Source organism: Bradyrhizobium sp. WU425, from assembly GCF_021052305.1.
In the GTDB taxonomy this organism is placed as follows: Bacteria; Pseudomonadota; Alphaproteobacteria; order Rhizobiales; family Xanthobacteraceae; genus Bradyrhizobium; species Bradyrhizobium canariense_D.
In genome coordinates, this window is sequence record NZ_CP088089.1 from 7,726,738 (window position 1) to 7,745,103 (window position 18,366).

Sequence of the window (18,366 nt, forward strand, 5' to 3'; positions counted from 1 at the left end):
GGATAATTTCTTGCGGGCTATACCGACAGAAACAGCGCGAACGATTCTTCCATCGTTCGGCGCAGATGCTTTTGGTACAATTCGTGGTTAGCATCGCCGGGCGCGACCCGACCCAGCGAGGGCTTCGCGAAGTTTCGGAGCGGCACATAAGCGATCGGCGCTGCGATCGGCGTCAGCTGCGAGCCGGGACCGGCGCGGAGCGTCGAGATGATCCCGTACATCTCGCCGGCGACCGTCGGCCGCGACACAGTGATCACGCGATGCTGGCCGTGCTTGATGATGACGAGATAGATGAAGCCGGACTGATGCGGCACGGCGACCTCGCCGGTGTGTTCATAGGCGGCATCGGTCCGCTCGCCCTCGCGGAACACCAGTGAAGAGACCTTCGGCTCCCAGACGATCTCGGTGCGGTAGGCGAAGATCGCGTCCTTGTCGCCGAACGACGGTCGCAGCGTGATGTAGACGTCCTCGAGCCACGTCACCGCGCGATGCGCATAGGAGCCGAGGCTGTCGGGCGCGACATCGTTTGCGGCCGGAGGCGTCACCACGGCGGCGCTTCTACGCAGGGAGACGCCCAGCGCCTGCTCCAGCCGCACCGTGGTCGCCAGCGTGAACGGCCGTCGGCCGCCGAGCACCTTCTCCAGCGTCGACAGGCTGAGCTTGGCCTGCTCGGCCAGCGCCTGCCGGGAGATCCGGCGCCTGGCGAGCTCCTCGCGAATGGTCTCCGCGATCTCGCGGCTCTGCTCGTCCGACAGCTGCTTGTCGGTGAATTTGTCCTGCGTCTGCATCGTGGCCCTGCTCCAGGACGACATCCTAGCAGGACGGACAAACCAGCACAAAACCGCACTTCGCCATCTCGGAGGCGGCGGGCCGGGCCGGCCGTGGCGGAACATTGCCGATCATTCTGCTCGCGAAATCGGGCCGTCCCGGCGGATGCTCGGGGCCAGCAAAAATGCTCGGGAGCAGGCCAAATGGATATCTATGACACGACGGACAGCAACGAACACCCTTGGCTGGGCAGACTGATCGTGGTCGGACTGTTCCTTCTGGCGCAGGGCATCGCGGTGATGCTGGTCGCCTTCGTGGCCCTGCTGGTGAGCTTCGAGCCGGGCTGGTCGGCGACGACGGAGCAGGCCAGCCTGCTCCAGCCCGGCGATGCCAAATCCGGGTCTCTCCTCCTCAAGGAGGATGGCGCCTACACGGAAGCGATCCGCCTCGGCATCGACGTCGACATCACGGTGTCGGGCCCGACGCTGCGAGCACGAGTCACCCAAATCTTTCGCAACCCGACCAAGGACTGGGTCGAGGCCACCTATGTCTATCCGCTCCCCGCGGGCGGCGCCGTCGATTCGCTGAAGATGGTGGTCGGCAACCGCGTCATCGTCGGGGACATCAAGGAGCGGCAACAGGCGCGCATGATCTACGAAGAGGCGCGCCGCGCCGGCCAGAAGGCCGCGCTCACCGAACAGGAGCGGCCGAACATCTTCACCAACTCGGTCGCCAATATCGGCCCCGGCGAAACCGTGCTGGTGCAGATCGAATATCAGGAGCCGGTGCATCAATCCGGCAACGAATATTCACTGCGCCTGCCGCTGGTGGTCGGGCCGCGCTACAATCCGGCGCCGATCGTCCAGAGCGCCGATTTCCGCAACGATGGCTCCGGCTGGGGCGCGACCAACTCGGACCCGGTGCCGGACCGCGACCGCATCTCGCCGCCCGTGCTGGATCCCGCCAGGAATGCACCGGTCAATCCGACCAGCATCACGGTGCGTCTGAACGCCGGCTTTGCGCTCGGCGAGGTCACGAGCCCCCATCATAACGTCAAGGTCGCGAGCCCGGACAATACGATGCGAATCGTCTCGCTTGCCGACGGTGCCGTGGCTGCCGACCGCGATTTCGAACTGACCTGGAAGCCAGCGGCCGTGAAGGCGCCGTCGGTCGGCTTATTTCGCGAGCGCGTCGGCGACGCCGATTATTTGCTTGCCTTTGTCACCCCGCCCGCCGCCGAGCAGGCGACGCAGAAGCCGCGGCCGCGCGAGGTGATATTCGTGATCGACAATTCCGGCTCGATGGGCGGCACGTCGATCGTTCAGGCCAAGGCGAGCCTCACCTACGCGCTCTCCCGTCTCCAGCCGACCGACCGTTTCAACGTCATCCGTTTCGACGATACCATGGACGTGCTGTTTCCGGTCTCCGTCGCGGCGGATGCCGAGCGTGTCGGTGAAGCCACCTCGTTCGTCAGCGCGCTGCAGGCGCGTGGCGGCACCGAGATGGTGCCGGCGATGCGGGCCGCGCTGACCGACAAGCTTGGCGACGCCGGCATGGTTCGCCAGGTCGTATTCCTGACCGACGGTGCGATCGGCAACGAGCAGCAATTGTTCGAAACGATCACGGCGATGCGCGGCCGCTCGCGCGTGTTCATGGTCGGCATCGGATCGGCGCCCAACACCTATCTGATGACGCGCGCCGCCGAGCTCGGCCGCGGTGCCTTCACCCATATCGGCTCCGTCGAGCAGGTCGAGGAGCGCATGCGCGGCCTGTTTGCCAAGCTCGAGAACCCGGCCGTGACCGGGCTGAGCGTAAAGTTCTCCGAAGCGAAGGCCGACGTCACACCGACGATCATTCCCGACGTCTATCGCGACGAGCCGCTGGTGCTGGCGGCAAAGCTCGACACGCTTGCGGGCTCGGTCGAAATCAAGGGCCGCGTCGGTGACCGCCCATGGTCGGTGACGCTGCCGCTGCAAAATACGGCCGAAGGCAACGGCCTGTCGAAGCTTTGGGCCAAGCGCAAGATCGCCGATGCCGAAGTGGCGCGCACCCTGCGCGAAATGACGCCCGAAGACTCGGACAAGGCAATCCTGGCACTGGCGCTCGACCATCAGATCGTCACGCGGCTCACCAGCCTCGTCGCGGTCGACAAGACGCCGAGCCGTCCCGAAGGCGAGCCGCTCAAGCCCAGCGAATTGCCGATCAACCTGCCGGCCGGTTGGGATTTCGCGAAGGTCTTTGGCGAACGACAGCAGGTCCCAGCGCAGCTCCGCGAGCGTCACGCCGATGCACGCAACCAGCCGGCCACGAGGCGACCGACGCCCGCTGCACCGGATGCGATCCGCCTGCCCAAGACCGCGACCTCGGCCGAGCTGAAAATGACCGCAGGCCTGATCTTGGTCGTGCTCGCCCTGATCCTGTTCGTGTTCAAGCGGCGTCAGTCCTTGCTCACTGACGCCGCTTGAGAGAGGAGCCCCCCGAACTCCTCTGTTAGCGCGCGCGGCTGCCCGTCCCACACACCAACGGCCGCGCGCGCCTTTTTGAACTCGCCCTCTCACCTTCGTCATTGCAAGCGAAGCATCCAGAAACTCATCCACGGAGACAGTCTGGATTGCTTCGTCGCTTCGCTCCCCGCAATGACGGGAATTAGTACAATGCCGCGCATCATCTCTCCCCTCGCTCTCGCCCTGATCGGCATCATCCTGTTCGGCGACGGCGCCTACATCCATGCCAAAGCATGGCTCGCGCAGGTGCTGCTGGAGCGCGCATTCGACCAGAGCGTTGCGACCGGCGAGGTGGTCAGGCCATGGTCATGGGCCGATACTTGGCCGGTTGCGCGAATCGAGGTGAGGCGGATCGGCGCCCGCGCGATCGTACTGGAAGGCGCGAGCGGCCAGGCGCTCGCTTTCGGGCCCGGCCATATCCGCCAAACGGCTGACGCGGGCGAGCGGGGCGTTGCCGTATATGCAGCGCACCGCGACACTCATTTCCGTTTCCTGCGGAATGTCGCCATTGGTGACCTGATCGACGTCACACGCAGTGATGGCAAGCACTTTCGTTTTCGCGCGGATTCCTCCGCTGTGGTTCGCTTCGATGCCTCGGGGATCGATCCTGCGGCACGAGCAGCCGAACTCGTGCTCGCGACCTGCTGGCCGTTCGACGCCGTCGCGTCCGGCCCCGAGCGCTACATCCTGCATGCTACCCTGATCGGCACTGATGAATAGCGGTTCGCAATCGATCCGCACCCCCTCTTGAATCCGCCCGACCTGTAGGGACAATGCCGCTCGATGGAACCCCTGAACCGGCGCCGTCGACCGCAGACCCATCAGAATGGCCCATTGAGCATTTCCGCTGTAATTTGCGAGAAGACGGTGATGGATGAGGAATTCAGGCAGCGTCTCGAACAGCTGGAAAGCCGCGTCGCGCTCCTGGAGAGGAACCAGGATCTTATCGCCGCCGGGCAAAGACGCTCCTCGCTTCGGAGCCTCTGGCGCCGCCCGCCGATGTGGACCTTCGAGCAATATCCGCCGCGCCTGCTCAACCTGACGGCTTTCCCGCGAACTCCTGCGATCCATCCGGGCGCGCCCAGAATCGCGATGGTCACTCCGAGCTACAACCATGCGCAATATCTCGGCGCCACGATCGACAGCATCGTCAGCCAGAACTATCCGGACCTGTATTATCACGTGCAGGACGGCGCCTCGATCGACGGCACGCTCGATCTCCTGAAGAGGCGCGGCGATAGCCTGAGCTGGAGCAGCGAACCGGACAAGGGGCAATCCAGCGCCATCAATCTCGGCTTCGTCGGCGCCGAGAGCGAGATCATGGCCTATCTCAACAGCGACGACGTGCTGCTGCCCGGGACACTTGCGTATGTCGCAAATTACTTCATCGCACATCCGCGTGTCGACGTCGTCTACGGCCATCGCGTCTTCATCGATCGCGAGGGCCTCGAGGTCGGCCGCGCCGTGCTCCCGCCTCATGACGGCAAGGCGTTGCGATATGCCGACTACATTCCGCAAGAGACGATGTTCTGGCGCAAGCGCGTGTGGGACAGGATCGGGCCGATCGACGAGAGCTTACACTACGCGATGGACTGGGACTTCATCCTGCGGGCGCAAGCCGCAGGATTCAAATTTGCACGCTTGCCGCGATTTCTCGCCTGCTTCCGAATCCATGACGCACAAAAGACGGCATCGACCTATGCGGTCGGCGTCAGGGAGATGGGCATCCTGCGGCGACGCATTCTCGGCTTCGAACCGACACAGATGCAGATCCGGCGCGCCATCGCTCCTTATCTGGCGAAGCAGCTGGCCTATCACTACGCCTACAAGCTCGGCATCCTGCGATACTGAACCACGGCGCGAGCAGTGATCCCAAAATGTCGATCACCAGGGCTTGGCGCGCGCTCATTCCACCGCACGGCATACCCGCCCACGTGGTTGCCAGTCCGAAGAACTCGCCATAGAACAGAGTGACGCACCGCCAACAAGAACAACAGGTGAGGTCACACCATGGAAGCTCGCGTATCTGCCGCCTCAGCTTCATCGCGCCCATGGTCTCCGCCGCCCGATGCCAGCGACATCGTCAAGGGCATCCACGCCATGCTGCATCCGCGCAACATCGTGCTGGTGGGCGCGACCGACAAGCCCGGCAACTATGCCGAGCGCATCTGGAACAATTTGGTCAAATACGGCTACGAGGGCGGGCTCTATCCCGTCAATTCCAAGCGCGACACCATCTGGGGTGTCCCCTGCTACAAGGACTTTGCAAGCCTCCCGGAGAAGCCCGACCACGTGCTGGTGCTGGTGCCGGCGCGCTTTGCCGTGCAGGTGATCCGCGATGCCGCCGCGGCCGGCGCGCGCTCGGCCACCATCGTCACCTCGGGCTTCAGCGAGTTGCAGGACGAGGAAAGCCAGAAGCTCGCCGCCGAACTGCAAGCGGCCGTGCGCGAGACGGGATTGGCGGTCACCGGCCCGAACTGCCTCGGCAATTTGAGCGCGGGCGAAAAGCTCTTCACCAATATCGACGACCGTATCGTCACCATGGAACAGGGCGCGGTGGCGATTGCCGGGCAATCCGGCGCCATCGTCATGGCGATCCGCCAGGCCCTGGAAGATCGCGGCGTCGGGGTCGGCTACATGGTGACGACCGGCAACGAGGCCGGGCTCGAGACGCCGGACCTGATGCGCTATTTCGCCGAGGATCCTAGCATCAAGGTGATCGTGGTCTACCTCGAAGGCGTGCGCAACACCAAGGCATTCCGGGACGCCTGCAAGGCGGCGCGCGCCGCGAGCAAACCGGTGATCGCGCTCAAGCTCGGAGCGTCCGAGGGCGGCCGCGCGGCGGCGATGGCACATACCGGCGCGCTCGCGGGCTCGATCGAGACCTTCGACGCCATTGCAACGCGCGAAGGGGTCATCAGGGTCGGCGGGCTCGACGAGCTGATCGAGACCACCGAATGTTTCGTCCACGCCGCAGTGCCCAGGGGCGACCGGCTCGCCGCAGTGACGCTATCCGGCGGCAAGCGCGGCATGCTGATCGACGCCTTCGATGCAGAAGGCCTGAATTTTGCACCACTCAGCTCGCATGTCGGCTCGGAGCTGGCAAAGATGCTCGGGCCGGGCTCGATCGTCGGCAACCCGCTCGACGCCGGCTTTGCCGCGGTGGTCGATCCCTCCGTCTACATGAAATCGATCGGGCTGATGATCGACGACCCCGATATCGACATCGTCATCATCGATGCCGAGCTGCCGAAAGCGCCGCACGAGTTGCGCGAGCGCAATCTGCGCATCGTCGACGAGATGGCCGGCCGGGCCGGCAAGCCGGTGATCTATATCAGCGCGATGTCGATCGGCTTCACCGAGTTCACCAAGACCTTGCGCAAGTCGCTGCCGCATCTGGCGGTCATGCAGGGCATGGATCGCGCGGTGATTGCGATCAAGTCGCTGCTCGACTACGCCAAGCTGCGCAAGGAAGTGCCTGATATCGTCTCCAGCTCGAAGCCTGCAGCGCGTGCCGTGCTTGAGAAGGCGCTGAAATCGGCAACCGGCGCCGCACTCGACGAGGTCGCCTCCAAGAAGCTGCTGAAGGCCTATGGCATCCCGATCTCGAAGGAGGCAATCGCACAGACAGCAGCCGAGGCCGTGAAGATCGCCAAGCAGATCGGCTTCCCGGTCGTGGCCAAAGTCGTCAGCGCCGAGATCCTGCACAAATCAGATATCGGCGGCGTGGTGCTGAATCTCAACAACCCGGCCGCGGTGAAGAAGGCGTTCGCCGACATCACCGCGCGGGTGAGCAAGCTGAAGGGCAAGCCGAAGCTCGACGGCATCCTGATCGCGCAACAGGTGAAGGCCGATCTGGAGCTCGTGATCGGCGCCTCCCTCGATGCCGAGATGGGTCCGGTCGTGCTGTTCGGCACCGGCGGCATCGACATCGAGCTGATGAAAGACGTGGCGCTCGCCGGTGCGCCGCTGGACGATGCCGAGGCCCGGCTCCTGATCGGCCGCACCAAGGCCGGTATCAAGATGCGCGGCTATCGGGGCAAGCCGGCCTTGCACGAGGCCTCCGCGGTGAGGGCGCTGGTCGGCCTGTCCAATCTGATCGCGGATGCCGGCGACCGGATCGCCTCGATTGATGTCAATCCGTTCCTGATCAATGCCAAAACAGGCGTCGCCGTCGATGCCCTCATCGTGCTGAACAATGCTGCGGCCAAACGCGCGGCTGGGCATTGATGTCGCGTAGGGCGGATTAGCGCAGCGTAATCCGCCAATTAGTCCATGGCCACACGAGGCGTTGGCGGGTTACGCTTCGCTAACCCGCCCTACGTACCATTGCAGCTCCTTCCAACTTCCCTCGTTTGGCCGTAAAATCACCCAGCATGGCACGCGCGAGCAATCTGGTGATCGGAACGGCGACGCTGGCGGTGATTGCCGTGGCGTTCGGCGGCGTCCTCGGCGTGCAGAAATGGCGCACCCTCCAGAGCCGCAGCCAGTTGCGCGTGGTTTTCGAGGGCGGCTCGGCCAGCGGATTGCGCCGCGGCGGGCCGGTCAATTTCGACGGTGTTCCCGCCGGCCAGATCCTGTCGATCAAGCTGGACAATCCGCGCAAGGTCGTGGCCCTGGTGATGCTCGACAACTCCGCGCCAATCCGTAAGGACACCGTCGCGGGTATCGAGTTCCAGGGTCTCACCGGCGTCGCCGCGGTCTCGCTGATCGGCGGCGCGCCCTCGGCGCCCCCAGTGCCGCTGGACTCGGACGGCATACCCGTGCTGACCGCCGATCTTAGCGACGCCGAATCGATCGTCGACACCCTGCATAGTGTCGACCGCACGATCGTCAGCAACGCGCCGGCGATCAGGGAAGGCCTGCGCACGTTCGAGACCTACACCGCCGATCTCCGGAGCAAGGGCGGCGAAATCGATTCCGTCATGGCCAAGGTCGATAGCGCCTTCGCGGGCTTCGACAAGGCGGTCACAAAGATCGAAGGCGTAGTGCCCGGCTTTGCCGACGGCAAGGCGGATGAGCTGTTCGAAAAGATCCACGGATTGCACGAGCTCGCCGACACCATGAGGAAGAAATCGGCGAACTTCCTCGAAGACATCCGTCGCTCGCTGCTCGACGTCAGCGAGGCCGCCAACAAGATGAGCGGGACACCCACACCGGCTGCCGCTCCGCGACCGCCGCGCAAGCCGGCGCAGCAGAAACGCTAGCCTCTACCACGCGTAGCGGACGACGCCCTTGCCGGCGTAAGAGCGGGTGACGTTCGAGAACTCGCCCTCGAAGGTCGTCGACGCAGACCAGCCGTTCATCCAGCTCATCTGCACCGCCGCTGTGGTCAGCGCGGAATCGTGCGCCTGGGCGGCGCCATTCACCACGAACGCGGATCCCGGCAACGTCTGGAAGACCGCACCGACGGTGCGATCCGGATTGTAGTCATGCGCCCAGGCGACGCGGCCGCGCAGGGTCATCAGGCCGCCGGCTGCGGCAAAGGACTTGTCCGCGCGCAGGCCGAGTTCGGTGCGGGTGCTGGTCACGTCCTTGGCGGCATAATTCAGCGCGAAGACGTTGCTGCCGACCACAGCGAACTCCGAATAGCTCGGAAGGCTGAACACGGTGGCCTGGAGCGCCGCATAGGGGGTGAGGCCGATCCACTGCGAGGCATAGCGATAGCCGCCCTCGACACGGCCCGAGAGCGCGTTGGCGTTGAACTGCGCACGCAACTGATCCAGGCCGGCGGCGGTGACGATGCGATTGGTCGTGACGTCCTGCCAGCCATAGGCCAGCGCGGCCGTGACATAGGCTGGTCCTGCGTTGTGACGCACGAAGGCGCCGGCCTGGAACAAATCCGAGCGGCCCCAGCCGAGCCCGGTGACATTGAAGCCGGTGCCGGCGCCGGCGAGCGCAAAACCTACGATCGTCGACGGCGAGAAGCGATAATCCAGACCAACCGCCGTGCCGTACACGCTGCTGGTGGCGTTGTTCGAGCCAAGCGCCGCATTGCCGCCAGTGGCCTGCGAGCCGCCATAGCCGGCGGCCCAGACGTCCCAGCGCTGCTCGAATGTCAGCGGCGGTGCCTTGCGGTAGATCGAAGCAAGGGCGTCGCTGGCGTTCTTGCGGGTCGCGGCATAGGCAGTCGCGTTCGTCTCGTCGGCATAGGGCGTTGCGCCCGGTGCGCCGCCGCGTCCCGCGCTGAAGACGTCGGTCAACAAGCCGATAAATTGGTTCATCGCATTGAACGTCGTCTGCTGCGATCCCGTCCCTGATTCGCCGGAGGCTTGCGTCAGTCCCGTCGGCGAGAGATTCGCCAGCACCACGGGAAGGCTGCCGGTGTTGTCGAAGTAGTGCGTCAGAATGTTGGCGACATTCTGCTGGTTGATATTGAGGCCGCCGCCATAGCCCAGCGCGAGATCCAGGAAGACGTTGTTGGGGTCGTAGCTCAGGGTCGCATGCAGGTTCGACGACAAACCCGCGACGACCGGATTGAAGCTGTCGGGCAGCGTGCCCGCGTTCAGGATCGTGTAGTGCTTCGCGATCGAGTCGGTCGGTACGACGACGACCGTGGCGCCGGCGAGCGTCGCCGTTCCCGTGACGACCGCGACGCCGTTGCTGGTGCCCGAGACCTGCACCATGTAGTGCGACGCCGACGTAAACGAGAGATCACCGGACACGTTGAGCATCCCAGTGGGACTGCCCGGTGCTAGCGTGCCGCCGTTGACGGAGATGGAGCTTCCGACCGTGCCGACGCCACCGAACGTGCCGCCGGCCGCGACACTCACATTGCCATTGATGGTGCCGGCCAGCGTGAGCGTGCCGCCCAGCACGTTCCAGTCCTGATTACCCGTGCCGGTCACCGTCCAGGTCGAATTGTCGACCTTGTTGAAGGTCGAGAAGCCGTCATACTGAAGAAGGGGACCGATCAGGTCGAGGTTGAACGTATCCTTGCCGATGCCTCCGAGCTGGAACGTGTCGACGCCAGTGCCGAGCACCAGGCCGTTGATGATGCTGCCGGGTCCTAGCGTCAGCGTGTTGGGGCCGCAGACACAAAACTCGATTGCAGCGATTCCGGCCGCAGCGTTGATGTTCCCGGAGTTGAAGACGTTGGCCCCGCCGCTCACGCTGATGCCGACGCCGCCAGCACCGACGGTGATGGTTCCGGTATTGACAACGTGGTTTGTCGTTGTGAACGAGCTCACGTCGATGCCGAAGCCGGAATCGCCGACCGTGATCGTACCTCTGTTGATGATGGTGTTGGAATCACCGAGAGCTACGATGCCTTCGGCGAAATCGGCCCCTGTGATCCGTCCATTGTTGCTGATCCTGGAGGACAGGCCCGTAAACGCGATGCCCGCACCGCCCAGACCCACGCTGATCGTCCCGTTTTGGTTGATCGCGACCCGATTGCCCTGCACCGCAATGCCGGCGGACGTGCCATCGCCCGACTTGATCGAGCCACTATTGGTGACCTTGGCGTCATCACCGAACAAGGCGATGCCGACACCAAAGTCGCCGGCCGTGATTGCGCCGAAATTGCTGACGATTTGAAAACTACCCTGCATAAAGATGCCAGCGGCACCCTGCCCGACCGAAATCGTGCCGGTGGCGGTGTTGGTGACCGTGTTGTTATCCATGGTCGCAACGATGCCGCCGGAGAAGCCGGAGGAATCGCCGACCTTGATCGCGCCTGCATTGGTCACGGTCGTGCCACCGAACGAAGCGAAAATCCCGATTGAATCATCGAGTCCGGTGATCGTGCCCGTCGCGGCGTTGGTGATCGTGTTGCTCTGGACCGCGAAGATGCCCGCGCCCGACGCGCCGATGGACAGCGCACCGCTGTTGCTAACGCTATTGTTGTTTCCTACCGAGATCGCGCTGCCGTGGTCGCCGGTGGTGACGGTCCCGGCATTGATGATGATGTTGTGATCGAGCGCGGAGATACCGAGGCCGTTATCAAGCACCGTGATGGCGCCGTTGTTGGTCACGGTGTTCGAATTGCCGCCATTGATGCCGGTGAGGCCCGAGCCCGCCGCCACCGTGCCATTGTTAGTGATGACGTTGGTGTCATTGACGTTGATCGCCGCCGTGCCGTTATCGTTGACGCTGGCGCCAGTCAGCACATTTACGGTCAGATTGGTGACGCCGCCGCTTGCCGCAAAGCCGTCGGCATCGGTGCCGCTACAGGTGACGGTCTGCCCGCTTGCCGCCGGGTCGGGCGCGCAGTCCGCCTGCGCAGGTGTCGCCGATAGGCCGAGGCTGAGAACGACCGCCACGACAGACGAAGCGACCGCGGCAAGGCGCAGCCCAATCCGACCAGCCCTCGGCGGCCCAAATTCCACTTTGATGCCCTCAGTCCAGCGCTCCCCAGCGGCGCCGCCGGCAAACTAGGCCGCCGGGCCCCTCCGTGGAACTACGGAATCGGCGGAATCGCTGGGGGACAGCAAAACCGGACTGATTCAGCGGACCATGTTGCACCAGAGGCACGCTTTTCCGGCGCAGCCTGGTCGATCCACGACGTTTGCGTGTTCGGTTCGGTCGCAATATTGACCGTCGTTCACATCAATGACTGATCATCTGGGGCGGCGCCGCGTCCCAACGGGAGCGAGCGGCACGCCTTCACACACACTGATTTGGGCAACGGCTTAGTAATTGGTGGGCGCCGCTTCATTCGGGATGCCGTCGATCGGGCATTCGGCGGTACCGGGCGTCGCGCGCGTCATCGCCTCGACCATGTCCCGGGTGCCTTCGGGATCGGCGATCCAGTTCTTGTAGAAATCATAGGGGCAGACGGCGAGGCCGCGCGGGCTTTCGCCGGAATTGATCATGCCGGTGTAGCCGCGGTGGACCAGCTTGTAGAGATGGTTCTGCGACTGGCCGTTGCGGCGCGCATCGCGGATCAGATGCTTCGACAGCTGGGCATATTGGATGCCGTAGTCCTCCTCGCCGCACTCGCCGAGGGTGCGGCCGTCGAAACCGATGATCGCGGAGTGACCGAAGTAAGAATAGACGCCGTCGAAGCCGGCAGCGTTGGCGACCGCGACATAGACATTGTTGGCCCATGCCATCGCTTTTGAAATCAGGATCTGCTGCTCCTTGGCCGGATACATGTAGCCCTGGCAGCGCACGATCAGCTCGGCCCCCTTCATGGCGCAGTCGCGCCAGATCTCCGGGAAGTTGCCGTCGTCGCAAATGATCAGGCTGACCTTCATCCCTTTCGGGCCGTCGGAGACATAGGTGCAATTGCCGGGATACCAGCCCTCGATCGGCACCCACGGCATGATCTTGCGGTACTTCTGCACGATGTCACCCTTGTCGTTCATCAGGATCAGGGTGTTGTAGGGCGCCTTGTGCGGATGCTCCTCGTGGCGCTCGCCGGTGAGCGAGAACACGCCCCACACCTTGGCCTTGCGGCAGGCCTCCGCAAAAATCGCGGTCTCTTCACCGGGCACCGCGCAAGCGGTCTCATACATCTCCTTGGAGTCGTACATGATGCCCTGGGTGGAGTATTCCGGGAAAATCACCAGGTCCATGCCGGGAAGGCCGGTCTTCATGCCCACCACCATGTCGGCGATCTTGCGGGCGTTGTCGAGCACCTCGGCCTTGGTGTGCAGGCGCGGCATCTTATAGTTGACCACCGCGACGCCGACGGTGTCGTTGCTGCTGGAGATGTCACCGTGAAGCATTTGAATTGCTCCTCTACTCTGTTTGAGATTGCCGCGTGAATCAGTGACTGATCATCCAGGGCCGCGCGGTGGGAAAACCCTTGGCACCGCTCCTGGTCTTGGTCACCAGCCGCGCCGGCTTGTTCTTATCCGGCGCGTTCTTTGACGAATTCTTGCCCGTGGAGCAGCAGCCGCAACCGGGGCCATGCGAGGCCTTGTATTGCGCCAGCGTCTGCGGCGCGTGCGTGCTGCGCTCGTTGGCGGCGTGAGCCTTGCGCGTCTCCGACGGCATGCAGAAGAAGTTCGGGGCGGTCAGAATCACGCGGGGCGCCATGATTTCACATTGCGGACAGGCTTGCGGATCGTCGCATTCGGCCATCGGGCGCATATCCTTGAACGGACCGCAATCGTCACAGAGATATTCATAGACCGGCATCGCATCATCCCTACGCTGTTGTCTGTGAGAGAACTGTCGCGGCGGATGCGGGGCGGCAGATACGCCGTCTCGCATCCGGTCGCGCAGGGATTACTTGTCCGGCGATATCGGCATCTGGATATCGCCCTTGATGTGCTTGATCGGACCTGCCGAGGACGGCATCACGTCGAAGTCGAAGATTTCCGTCGGCAGCCATAATGTGGCACAGGCATTGGGCACGTCGACGACGCCGGAGATGTGCCCCTGAACCGGTGCCGTACCAAGGATCGAATAGGCCTGGGCGCCGGAGTAGCCGAACTTCTTCAGATATTCGATCGCATTCAGGCAGGCCTGGCGGTAGGCGATGGTGACGTCGAGATAGTGCTGCTTGCCGGCCTCGTCGACCGAGATGCCTTCGAAGATCAGATAGTCCTTGTAGTTCGGTGTGATCGGCGACGGCTTGAAGATCGGATTCTTGACGCCGTACTTCGCCATGCCGTCCTTGATCACCTCGACCTTCAGATGCAGCCAGCCGGCCATCTCGATCGCACCGCAGAAGGTGATCTCGCCGTCGCCCTGACTGAAGTGGAGATCGCCCATCGAGAGACCGGCGCCGGGCACGTAGACCGGGAAGTAGATCTTCGAGCCGCGCGAAAGGTCCTTGATGTCGCAATTGCCGCCATGCTCCCGCGGCGGCACGGTGCGCGCGCCTTCGGCTCCGATCTTGTCCTTGACCTCGCCCTTGGCGCGGCCGCCATGAGCGGTCGGCGCGAACGGCGGATTGGCGAGGCCGGGCACACGGGTCGGATTGGTTGCGATCAGCTCGGCCTCGCGCTTGTTCCAGGTGTCCAGCATCTTCGGATCGGGGAGACAGCCGATCAGGCCGGGATGGATCAGGCCGGCGAAGTTGACGCCCGGAATATGCCGCGACGAGGTGTAGAGACCCTTGATGTCCCAGATCGACTTCTGCGCCAGCGGGAAATGATCCGTAAGAAATCCGCCGCCGTTCTGCTTGGAGAAGAAGCCGTTGAAGCCCCACATGCTCTCCTTCATCGGGCCAACGTCGAGCAGGTCGACGACGAGGAGGTCACCGGGCTCGGCGCCCTTGACGCCGATCGGGCCGGAGAGGAAGTGCACGATCGACAGATCGATGTCGCGCACGTCGTCGGCGGAATCGTTGTTCTTGATGAAACCGCCGGTCCAGTCATAAGTCTCGATGATGAAGTCGTCGCCGGGATTGACCCAGGCCACGATCGGAATGTCGGGGTGCCAGCGGTTATGCACCATGTCATTTTCATAGGCCGACTTGGTGAGATCGACCTTGATCAGTGTCTCTGGCATCGAGAAGCTCCCCTTTTACACGGTTGGTTAGACGGACAGATATTTCGAGACCTGCGCGGCATCGACGGCGTCGCGCGGATCATCACGGACGATCTCGCCGTTCTCGATCACCAGCACACGGTCGGCGATATCGAGCGCGAAGCTCAGGACCTGCTCGGACACGACGATTGAAAGCCCCTTCTCGTCGCGGATGCGCTTGAGCGTGCGCGCCATCTCCTTGATGATCGACGGCTGGATACCTTCAGTCGGCTCGTCGAGCAGCAGCACTTTTGGCTTGGTCGCCAGCGCACGAGCGATCGCGAGTTGTTGCTGCTGGCCGCCGGAGAGATTGCCGCCACGGCGGTCCTTCATCTCCAGCAGCACCGGAAACAGTTCGTAGATGTCACCGGGTACTTCGGTTCCGCCGGAGACCACGAGGCCGGTCTCGATGTTCTCCTTCACCGTCATGGCAGAAAAGATCATGCGGCCTTGCGGCACATAGGCGAGCCCCTTGGCCACCCGCTCGTAGCTCGGCAGGCTGCCGAGCTCGGCGCCGTCCATGGTCACCGAGCCACTCTTGGCCGGCAGGATCCCCATCAGCGATTTCATCAGCGTGGTTTTGCCCATGCCGTTGCGACCCATGATCGCCACGATCTCGTTGGGCGCGACTTTGACGTTGAGCCCGTGCAGCACCTCGCTCTGGCCGTAGGCGACGTGAAGATCAGAAATAGCCAGCATCGTCGCGCTCCTTAGTGACCGAGATAAACTTCGACGACCTTGGGATCGTTCTTCACCTTTTCCATGGTGCCTTCCGAGAGGATCTGGCCCTGGTGAAGCACGGTGACCTTGTGCGCGATGTCCTCGACGAACTTCATGTCGTGCTCGATCACGAGCACCGAGCGATTTTTGATGATGCGGTTGAGCAGCTCGGCGGTCTTGGTGCGTTCGGACACGCTCATGCCGGCGACGGGCTCGTCCAGCATCAGTAGGTCAGGATCCTGAATCAGCAGCATGCCGATCTCGAGCCATTGCTTCTGGCCATGACTGAGCTCGGAGGCATAGGTGTTGAGCTTGTCCTTGAGGAAGATCATCTCGGCAACCTCTCCGACGCGTGACCTCACCAGCTGGTCACGCTGGAACGTGAGTGAGCCGAATACGGTGCGGCCGCGCGGAAACGAGATCTCGAGATTCTCGAACACGGTGAGGTCTTCGAACACCGACGGCGTCTGGAACTTGCGGCCGACGCCGGCCTTGACGATCTCGTTCTCCTTCAGCTTGGTCAGCTCGGTCCCGCGAAACTGGATCGAGCCTTCGGTCGCCTTGGTCTTGCCGCAAATCAGGTCGAGCACCGTGGTCTTGCCGGCCCCATTGGGGCCGATGATGACGCGGATCTCGTTCTCCTCGACGTAAAACGAGAGATCGTTGACGGCCTTGAAGCCGTCGAAGGAAACCGTCAGCCCGGAGACCGCGAGCAGGAATTCCTTGGGCTGATGACCGACGAGCATGATCTATCTCCTCACTGCCAGCGTGGCATCGGCATCGCGATGACCGACGAGCATGACCTATCTCCTCACTGCCAGCATGGCATCGGCTCGCGATGACCAACGAGCATGATGGTCTCCTCACTCTGCTGGTGCGCCGTCGGCAACCGAATTGTCGCTCCAGCCCGGCTTCTTGCGCGAGGCGAAAAGGCGGTCGACGCGCGGCTGCACATAGTCGGCCCAGAGCCCCGACAGGCCGTTCGGGAAAGCGAGCACGACCGCGATGAACAGCGCGCCGAGACCAAACAGCCAGAGTTGCGGAAAGGATTCCGACAGGCTGGTCTTGGCGAAGTTCACCAGAATGGCCCCCCATATCGCGCCAAAGATCGACATCCGTCCGCCGACCGCGGTGTAGATCACCATCTCGATCGACGGCACGATGCCGACAAAGGACGGCGACATGAAACCGACATTGAGCGCGAACATGGCCCCGCCGATCGCGGCGAAAACCGCGGCCATACAGAACGCAAAGATCTTGAAGTTGGCGACGCTGTAGCCGGAGAAGCGGACGCGGTCCTCCTGTTCGCGCATAGCCACCAGGATGCGGCCGAGCTTGGTCAGGCGGATGAACTGCGCGATGCCGATGCAGGCGAACAGCAGCACCACTTCGACGAAGTACAAGATGACCTTGGCGTGGTCGGGCCGGATGTCCCATCCCTTGAGGGTGCGCAGGTCGGTCATGCCGTTGATGCCGCCGGTGTAGCCCTGCTGGCCCACGATCAGGATGGTGAGGATGGCCGCCACCGCCTGGGTGATGATGGCAAAGTAGGTGCCGCCCACGCGCCGCTTGAACATCGCAGTGCCGATGATCAGCGCGAAGATGCCGGGGACCAAGATGATGGCGAGGATGGTGAAGGCGAGACTGTGAAACGGCTGCCAGAACAGTGGCAGTGACGTGATCTGATTCCAGTCCATGAAGTCCGGGATGCCTGGCGTCGACTGGATTTTGGTATTTTCGACGCTGGAGGCCTCCAGCTTGAGGAACATCGCCATGCAATAGCCGCCGAGGCCGAAGAACACGCCCTGCCCCAGACTGAGAATGCCGCCGTAGCCCCAGCACAGCACGAGACCGAGCGCGACGAAGGCGTAGGTCAGATACTTCGCGACGAGGTTGAGACGGAACACATCCAGCGAGAGCGGCAGGATCACGAACAGCACGGCGGCCAGCACGAGGAAGCCCATGAGCTCGGATCGATTGAAGAAGCGTGAGTTGATGACCATGACTTGCCTGCTTCTTGTTATTTGCGGACCTTGAGGGCGAAGAGACCCTGCGGCCGCAGCATCAGGATTCCGACAACGGCAAGCAGCGTCAGCACCTTAGCCATCGAGCCCGACAGGAAGAACTCGAGGGTGGATTGGGTCTGCGAGATTGAGAAGGCCGATGCGATGGTGCCGAGCAGGCTTGCCGCGCCGCCGAACACGACCACCAGGAACGTATCGACGATGTAGAGCTGTCCGGAGGTCGGCCCGGTCGAGCCGATCATGGTGAAGGCGCTCCCAGCGACACCGGCAATGCCGCAGCCGAGGCCGAAAGTGTAGCGATCCACCTTTTCGGTGTTGATGCCGACGGCACCGGCCATGATGCGGTTCTGCACGACGGCGCGCACCTGTCGACCCCAGCGCGATTTGTACATCACGTAGGCGACGCCGACAGTGATCAGGACGGTGAGGCACATCACGAAGACGCCGTTGATCGGCACTTCGATGCTGTCGGTCACGTGCAGCGAGCCGAGCATCCATTGCGGCAGCTCGACGCCGACCTCGCGCGCGCCGAACACGGAGCGATAGGCCTGTTGCAGGATCAGGCTGAGGCCCCAAGTCGCGAGCAGCGTGTCGAGCGGGCGCTTGTAGAGATGCCGTATCAGCACCCATTCCACCAGCATCCCCAACGCACCGGATGCGACAAAGGCCAGGATCATCGCCAGGAAGAAGTAGCCGCTGAACAGGCTCGGCAAATAGGATTGGAAGAAATTCGAGGTCATCCAGGTGACGTAAGCCCCAAGGATCATGAACTCGCCATGGGCCATGTTGATGACGCCCATCTGGCCGAAGATGATCGCAAGACCCAGCGCCATCAGGACGTAGACGGAGAACAGGATCAGTCCTGCAAAGCCCTGCATGACGAAGATGGAGCCAAGGTCACCAAGCGAGTAGTCGCCGAACAT

The 18,366-nt window shown here is 63.1% G+C and carries 14 protein-coding genes; 5 read left to right on the forward strand and 9 right to left on the reverse strand.

Features of this window, described 5'->3' with window-relative positions; translation table 11 throughout:
- Window positions 1-17: 17 nt before the first annotated feature.
- Window positions 18-788 carry a helix-turn-helix transcriptional regulator gene (locus tag BcanWU425_RS36745; protein ID WP_231189562.1) on the reverse strand — a complete coding sequence of 257 codons (771 nt, stop codon included), beginning with the start codon at window positions 786-788 and terminating at the stop codon, window positions 18-20.
- Window positions 789-971: 183 nt separating this feature from the next.
- On the opposite strand from BcanWU425_RS36745, the gene BcanWU425_RS36750 reads away from it, so the two are divergent.
- The 5 genes from BcanWU425_RS36750 (at window position 972) to BcanWU425_RS36770 (ending at window position 8,479) form a co-directional block, all read left to right on the forward strand.
- The gene (locus tag BcanWU425_RS36750; RefSeq protein WP_204513118.1) at window positions 972-3,233 is read left to right on the forward strand and encodes a marine proteobacterial sortase target protein; all 2,262 of its coding nucleotides are present in this window, start codon (window positions 972-974) and stop codon (window positions 3,231-3,233) included.
- A gap of 189 nt (window positions 3,234-3,422) precedes the next feature.
- On the forward strand, window positions 3,423-3,992 hold the full coding sequence (locus tag BcanWU425_RS36755; protein ID WP_085348665.1) for a class GN sortase: 570 nt from the start codon (window positions 3,423-3,425) through the stop codon (window positions 3,990-3,992).
- Between the two features lie 150 nt (window positions 3,993-4,142).
- A complete protein-coding gene (locus BcanWU425_RS36760; RefSeq protein ID WP_204513117.1) occupies window positions 4,143-5,123 on the forward strand; it encodes a glycosyltransferase family 2 protein in 981 nt (326 codons plus the stop codon).
- Between the two features lie 159 nt (window positions 5,124-5,282).
- Complete coding sequence (locus tag BcanWU425_RS36765) at window positions 5,283-7,502, forward strand: acetate--CoA ligase family protein (protein WP_204513116.1); 2,220 nt, start codon at window positions 5,283-5,285, stop codon at window positions 7,500-7,502.
- Window positions 7,503-7,648: 146 nt separating this feature from the next.
- A complete protein-coding gene (locus tag BcanWU425_RS36770; protein WP_204513115.1) occupies window positions 7,649-8,479 on the forward strand; it encodes an MlaD family protein in 831 nt (276 codons plus the stop codon).
- A 3-nt stretch (window positions 8,480-8,482) separates the two neighbouring features.
- Here the strand turns inward: BcanWU425_RS36770 and BcanWU425_RS36775 are convergent, their stop codons facing one another.
- From BcanWU425_RS36775 to urtB, 8 genes are all read right to left on the reverse strand, one after another.
- Entirely contained in the window at window positions 8,483-11,536 is a 3,054-nt protein-coding gene (locus BcanWU425_RS36775) for an autotransporter outer membrane beta-barrel domain-containing protein (protein WP_231189564.1), read from the reverse strand.
- Between the two features lie 369 nt (window positions 11,537-11,905).
- The gene (locus tag BcanWU425_RS36780; protein WP_204513113.1) at window positions 11,906-12,946 is read right to left on the reverse strand and encodes an aliphatic amidase; all 1,041 of its coding nucleotides are present in this window, start codon (window positions 12,944-12,946) and stop codon (window positions 11,906-11,908) included.
- A 40-nt stretch (window positions 12,947-12,986) separates the two neighbouring features.
- Entirely contained in the window at window positions 12,987-13,361 is a 375-nt protein-coding gene (locus tag BcanWU425_RS36785; RefSeq protein ID WP_018455946.1) for an FmdB family zinc ribbon protein, read from the reverse strand.
- Window positions 13,362-13,451: 90 nt separating this feature from the next.
- On the reverse strand, window positions 13,452-14,681 hold the full coding sequence (gene fmdA / locus BcanWU425_RS36790) for a formamidase (RefSeq protein ID WP_007598072.1): 1,230 nt from the start codon (window positions 14,679-14,681) through the stop codon (window positions 13,452-13,454).
- Between the two features lie 27 nt (window positions 14,682-14,708).
- Window positions 14,709-15,398 (reverse strand): urea ABC transporter ATP-binding subunit UrtE, encoded by a 690-nt coding sequence (gene urtE / locus BcanWU425_RS36795; protein WP_204513112.1) that lies wholly within the window; start codon window positions 15,396-15,398, stop codon window positions 14,709-14,711.
- 11 nt (window positions 15,399-15,409) lie between these two features.
- Window positions 15,410-16,165 (reverse strand): urea ABC transporter ATP-binding protein UrtD, encoded by a 756-nt coding sequence (gene urtD, locus BcanWU425_RS36800; RefSeq protein WP_018455944.1) that lies wholly within the window; start codon window positions 16,163-16,165, stop codon window positions 15,410-15,412.
- A 117-nt stretch (window positions 16,166-16,282) separates the two neighbouring features.
- A complete protein-coding gene (gene urtC / locus BcanWU425_RS36805) occupies window positions 16,283-17,422 on the reverse strand; it encodes an urea ABC transporter permease subunit UrtC (RefSeq protein ID WP_018455943.1) in 1,140 nt (379 codons plus the stop codon).
- Window positions 17,423-17,439: 17 nt separating this feature from the next.
- Window positions 17,440-18,366: an urea ABC transporter permease subunit UrtB gene (gene urtB / locus BcanWU425_RS36810; protein ID WP_204513111.1), complete on the reverse strand. Its 927-nt coding sequence runs from the start codon at window positions 18,364-18,366 to the stop codon at window positions 17,440-17,442.

Coding starts and splice junctions, on each gene's coding strand:
- fmdA (WP_007598072.1), bottom strand. CDS start 14,681: ATGCCAGAGACACTGATCAAGGTCGATCTCACCAAGTCGGCCTATGAA.
- BcanWU425_RS36750 (WP_204513118.1), top strand. CDS start 972: ATGGATATCTATGACACGACGGACAGCAACGAACACCCTTGGCTGGGC.
- BcanWU425_RS36760 (WP_204513117.1), top strand. CDS start 4,143: ATGGATGAGGAATTCAGGCAGCGTCTCGAACAGCTGGAAAGCCGCGTC.
- BcanWU425_RS36785 (WP_018455946.1), bottom strand. CDS start 13,361: ATGCCGGTCTATGAATATCTCTGTGACGATTGCGGTCCGTTCAAGGAT.
- urtC (WP_018455943.1), bottom strand. CDS start 17,422: ATGGTCATCAACTCACGCTTCTTCAATCGATCCGAGCTCATGGGCTTC.
- urtD (WP_018455944.1), bottom strand. CDS start 16,165: ATGCTCGTCGGTCATCAGCCCAAGGAATTCCTGCTCGCGGTCTCCGGG.
- BcanWU425_RS36765 (WP_204513116.1), top strand. CDS start 5,283: ATGGAAGCTCGCGTATCTGCCGCCTCAGCTTCATCGCGCCCATGGTCT.
- urtE (WP_204513112.1), bottom strand. CDS start 15,398: ATGCTGGCTATTTCTGATCTTCACGTCGCCTACGGCCAGAGCGAGGTG.
- BcanWU425_RS36745 (WP_231189562.1), bottom strand. CDS start 788: ATGCAGACGCAGGACAAATTCACCGACAAGCAGCTGTCGGACGAGCAG.
- BcanWU425_RS36755 (WP_085348665.1), top strand. CDS start 3,423: ATGCCGCGCATCATCTCTCCCCTCGCTCTCGCCCTGATCGGCATCATC.
- BcanWU425_RS36780 (WP_204513113.1), bottom strand. CDS start 12,946: ATGCTTCACGGTGACATCTCCAGCAGCAACGACACCGTCGGCGTCGCG.
- BcanWU425_RS36770 (WP_204513115.1), top strand. CDS start 7,649: ATGGCACGCGCGAGCAATCTGGTGATCGGAACGGCGACGCTGGCGGTG.
- urtB (WP_204513111.1), bottom strand. CDS start 18,366: ATGTTCGGCGACTACTCGCTTGGTGACCTTGGCTCCATCTTCGTCATG.